The 4676-nt window shown below is 72.2% G+C and carries 1 protein-coding gene; it reads right to left on the bottom strand.

The window, feature by feature from the left end; genetic code table 11:
* Positions 1-306: 306 nt before the first annotated feature.
* Entirely contained in the window at positions 307-4485 is a 4179-nt protein-coding gene (locus tag ACFWH7_RS19625) for a beta-L-arabinofuranosidase domain-containing protein (protein ID WP_378219114.1), read from the bottom strand.
* Positions 4486-4676: the final 191 nt, after the last annotated feature.

Raw genomic sequence — 4676 nt, 5'->3', positions numbered from 1 at the left:
GGGTGCGCCGCGGTGTTTTGTGCCGGCCCCCGCGTGTGTTTTTTTGCCACCCGCGCCCCCCGGGGGGGGGGGGGGGGCGGGCGCGCCCCCCCCCCCCCCCCGCCAGCGCCGCGGCGACCGCGGTCCTCACCTGTCTGCTCATCTCGTTCCTCCTCGTCGAGGTCGTGCCGGATCTTGGGGGATCGATCTCGATACCGATATCGACTCCCGGCCGCCGGGTGGCGTCCCGGTTCGCCGAGGGAGCCCGGGCCACGACCCCGGCACTCCCTCGGCGAGCCCTGACGCTCCCCCCGGCGAGCTACGGTGCTAGGCGCAGGTGCGGGCGTCGACGGCGACGTCGTACGCCGTGGTGACGGGCACTCCGTCGAGCGCCGCCGTACCGGTGACGGTCACGGCGCCCGCGGGCACCGACGTCGCGCGCGACGCGAACGACTGGTAGGCGTTCGCGCCCGGGGCGACGGCCGCGAACGACCTCTCCCCGAACGGTGTCGTGAGGGTGACGTCCGCGGGCACGTCACCCGTGTTCGTCGCCCGCACGGCCACGTAGACCTTGCCCGCGAGGCACCGCGGGGAGACCTCGACGTCGAGCGGGACGACGGCCGTGGTGCCCGGCACGATCTCGACCCGGTAGGTCGTGGCCGTCTCGTGGTCCTGCGCGACGCCGACGACCTCCACGGTCCGGGCGCTCCCGTCCGCGGGGAGGGAGACGGTGCGGCCCTGCGTGTCGTCGACCAGCACGCCGTCGACGCGCACGAGGCCGCTGGGCACGTGCGGGTCGGCGTCGAGCATGACGGTCGTCGTGCCCGCGGGGACGGTGAGGGTGTAGTCCGTCACCGCCGGGTCGAACGCAGGGGCGAGCGATCCGGTGTCGAACGCGAGCGCCGCGAGCCCGGGCGTCGCGTCGTACGACGCCGCGCGGTCGACCCGGACGCCGAACACGCCTCCGGCCCAGCCGCCCGTCGCCTGGAAGCGGACGGTGACCACGGGGATGCGCTCGCCGTCCTCGTCGAGCACGTGCTCCCCCGCGCTGTCGACCTTCCAGCGCGTGCCCTCGCCGATCTCGAGGTACTTGGCCGGGAGCTGCGTCGTGTCGACGTAGAACCCCTGCTCGTCCTTGGTCGGGGCGTTCGCGACCGTGGTGATGGTCTTCAGCTTCTCGTCGTTGACGTACACGTCGAAGACGCGACCCTGGTCACCCGAGTAGAGCGTGACGCCCAGGTGGTTCGACGCCGAGGCCGGGTCGACCATGAGGTCGTAGCTGAACCAGCCCGTGCCGTTGGCGTGGCGGAACTGACGGCCGGAGAACGTCCCGACCGACGACCCGCTCTGCTTGAGGTTCTTCGCGTTCTCGAAGTTGTTGTTGTCGAAGCTCGTGAGGCTGTCGACGGTGCGGTCGGCGTCGCGCAGCTCCTGCTTGGCGCGCAGGATGCGCTCCTGGGAAGCGGCCGAGTCCGGCTCGTCGAGGTTGAGGTAGAGCCCGTACGTCACGTCCCAGTTGGTGTGGTGGGGCGTGAAGACGAGGTCGCCGCCGTCGGCGGTGTTCCGCAGCTCGAGCTGCACCCGGCCATCGGCGTCGTCCTCGACACGGACGAGGTTCTCCGCGATCCGCTCCTTCCACTCGTCGGCGCCCATGTTCGCCGCCGTGATGGTGGTCTGCGCGTCGGCGTCGCGCGTCGAGGAGCGCACCAGGATGCCCGTGCCCTGCCACGCCGGCTCGGGGACCTCGCCGAGGTTCGCGGAGAGGACGACCGGACCGTACCGGAAGGCCACGAAGTACGGGTTGTCCGGGGTGTCGACGACGGACGCCGCCATCGGCATCGTGTACCGGACGACGTCGCCCGCGGCGGCGGGGAGCACGACGTACCCGCGCGACACGACCGGATCGACGGCGACGCCGTTCACCTCGATCGCGGGGTCGCCCGCGATCCACGACGGCACGCGCAGGCGCAGCGTCGCGCCCTCGGCGACCGCCCCGCCGTCGAGCGCGTCGACCCGGAACGTCACGGTGTCCTCGTTCGGCAGGTTCGCCTCCTGCGTGAGCCGCAGGTTCTGCTCCGCGTGCTCGACCGTCGAGGAGAAGAACATGTTGACCCACACCGAACCCTGTCCGGTGAAGTAGATCGAGTCGCCGAGCTTGGAGAAGCTCTCCATGCCCGTGCCGGTGCAGCACCAGAACTCGGTGAACGGCAGGTTGTACACGCGGTGGTAGCCCGACGCCATGGGGTTGAAGTACGTCGTCGTCCCGGTCTCGGGGTTCTGCGACGCGAGGATCGTGTTGATGAACGCGTTCTCGTAGTAGTCGGCGTACCGCACGTCCTTGCTCAGCGTGAAGAGCCCGCGCGCGAGCTTGAGCATGTTGTACTCGTTGCACGTCTCGGCCGTCTCGGCGTTGCGCGCCGTGCCCTGCTCGTCGGCGCGCTCGTGCAGCGAGCCGGGTGCGTGGAAGTGCTCCGCCTGGCTGTTCGCGCCGGTGACGTACGTGTGGTCGCGCACCACGATGTCGAAGAAGTTCTCCGCCGCCGCGAGGTACATCGGCAGCTCGTCCTTCTCGGCGGGCGTGAGCAGGTCGTAGTAGGCGGGGTTCTGCGTGAACACCTGGTAGCGCTTGAGCGCGCCGAGCAGCTTGGGGATCTGCGTGTTCGCGTGCTTGCCGGGGAGCACGTCCTGGCCCGCGGCGAGCTGGCGGAAGAACGTCACCTCGTCGAACGCCTCGGCGGCCTCCTTGATCCGGACGTCGCCCGTGAGGTCGAACAGCTCGTACAGCGCCTCGTTCATGCCGCCGTACTCGGTGCGGAGCATGACGTCCGTGCTCGGGAGCGTCGCCACGCGCCCCTGGACGTAGAGCCCGAACCCGGTCGCGACGGCGCGCGCCTGGTCCCCGACGGGGCCGTCGACGTACTCGGCGACGTCGAGCAGACCGGCGAGCACCTTGTGCAGGTTGTACCAGGGCACGATGACGTTCTCGTCCGACGTCCCGGTGCCCTGCACCTGGTCGAGGATCGACTCGCGGAACGCGGCGACGTACCCGGCCGAGCCGGGGTGCGCGGCGGCGTACGCGTCCTGCACGCGCGCGAGCCCGCCCACGCCCTCCTCGATCTCGGTGAACAGCGCCTCCTTCGTCGCCTGGTCCTGCGTCGACGACCACGACATCGCGAGCGCCGACAGGTAGTGCCCGAACGCGTGGCCGCGGAAGTTCACGGCGTTGCTGCGCTCCCAGCCGCCGTACCCGGCGGAGGTGGTCGGGGTGAGCCCGCCGACCTTGTAGAACTCGTAGAGGAACGTCTCGGAGTCCAGGCTCAGCAGGTACTCGTGCTCCTTCGCGGCGGCGTTCTGGAGGAAGTCGTCGGAGAGCAGCACGGACGGCAGCGCCGTGTCCTCGAGCGGCGTCTCGTCGACGAGGGCGGGCACGACGACCTCGAGGTCGCGCGTCACCGGCTCACCGTCGAGGTAGCGCACGGTCGCGGTGAGCGTGACGTGCGCGTCGTCCTCCCCGATCGCCGGCCGGACCACGGTCCCGTCGGTCGCGACCACCTCGGGGTGCGACGACCGCCACGTCACGGTCGAGCCGCGCGAACCTGTCGTCGGCAGCACGAGCGCGACGGTCGCGCGCTCGGGCAGCGACAGCGCGTCGGCGTCGTCCTGGGCGATCGCGTCGCGGTCGACCGTGCGCCCGCTCTCCTCGTAGAGCCCGACGACGTCGCCCAGGTCCGCCACGGCGTCGTACAGCCGGTAGTCGTCGAGCGCGGCCTTGAGGTAGGCGCCGTTGTACTGCGGACCGTTGAACCCGATCGTCTTGGGCAGCGCCGGGTCGGAGCCCAGGACGCCCGTCGCGTCGCCGCCGACGGCGTTCGCGACCGTGGACGGCACCTGCTCGCCGTTGCGGTAGAACGCGACGTCCTTCGTCGCGTGGTCGTACGTGACGACGACGTGCGTCCACTCGTCCGCCGGGAAGAACGCCGCGCGGTCCGAGCTCGCGACCCGCACCTTGTAGGGCTGACCCGACGCCGGGCCCACCGACAGCGCGAGCGGCACCGTGTCCGACTCCGAGGACAGGTACCAGCCGTCGGAGTTGTAGGCCCGCTTGTTCCACGTGATCACATGCTCGCCGGACAGCTTCCCGCTGGGCTCCACCCAGAACGACAGCGTGAGGTCCTCGGGCTGCAGCGCGGTCGACGAACCGAGGTCGAGGTAGGTGTTGCCGCTCAGGCGCAGGGCCCGCCCCGTCCCGTCGACACCGTCGACGTAGGAGTAGCCGGTCGGCGCGGAGCCGGTGTGGCCGCGCAGGGCCACGGGGTGCGCGAGGGGGCTCGCGTCGGCGACGTCGCCGTCGAACGCGAGGTCGAGGACGGGCGCGGGCAGGGCGTCGGCCGCGACGGCGGACGGCGCCCAGGCGGTCAGGGCGAGCGCGGCGGCGGCCGCCACGGCGGCCAGCCGGGCCGCGCCGCCGGGTCGACGACGGACGCCGTCGGTCGGTCGGGGGTGCATCGTTCCTCCTCAGGGTCGCGCGCGGGCGTCGTCGCCCGTGCGTCAGGACGTGCGATGTCGTGCAGCGTCGCGCGACGACGTCGTCGCGCGGTGGTGCGAGGGCGGGGGCCCCCCCCGCCCCGCGCCCCCCCCCCCCCCGGCCCCCCCCCCCCCCCCCCCGCCCCGCCCCCCCCCCCCCCCCCGGGCGCGCC

The organism is Cellulosimicrobium cellulans (assembly GCF_042723955.1).
Taxonomy (GTDB): domain Bacteria; phylum Actinomycetota; class Actinomycetes; order Actinomycetales; family Cellulomonadaceae; genus Cellulosimicrobium; species Cellulosimicrobium cellulans_H.
Note: the sequence above shows the minus strand (reverse complement) of the source record. Positions and strands in the feature narration are given on the sequence as shown.

What these genes read in the sequence shown, in the direction of transcription:
- ACFWH7_RS19625 (WP_378219114.1), bottom strand. Translation starts at nt 4,485, where the DNA reads ATGCACCCCCGACCGACCGACGGCGTCCGTCGTCGACCCGGCGGCGCG.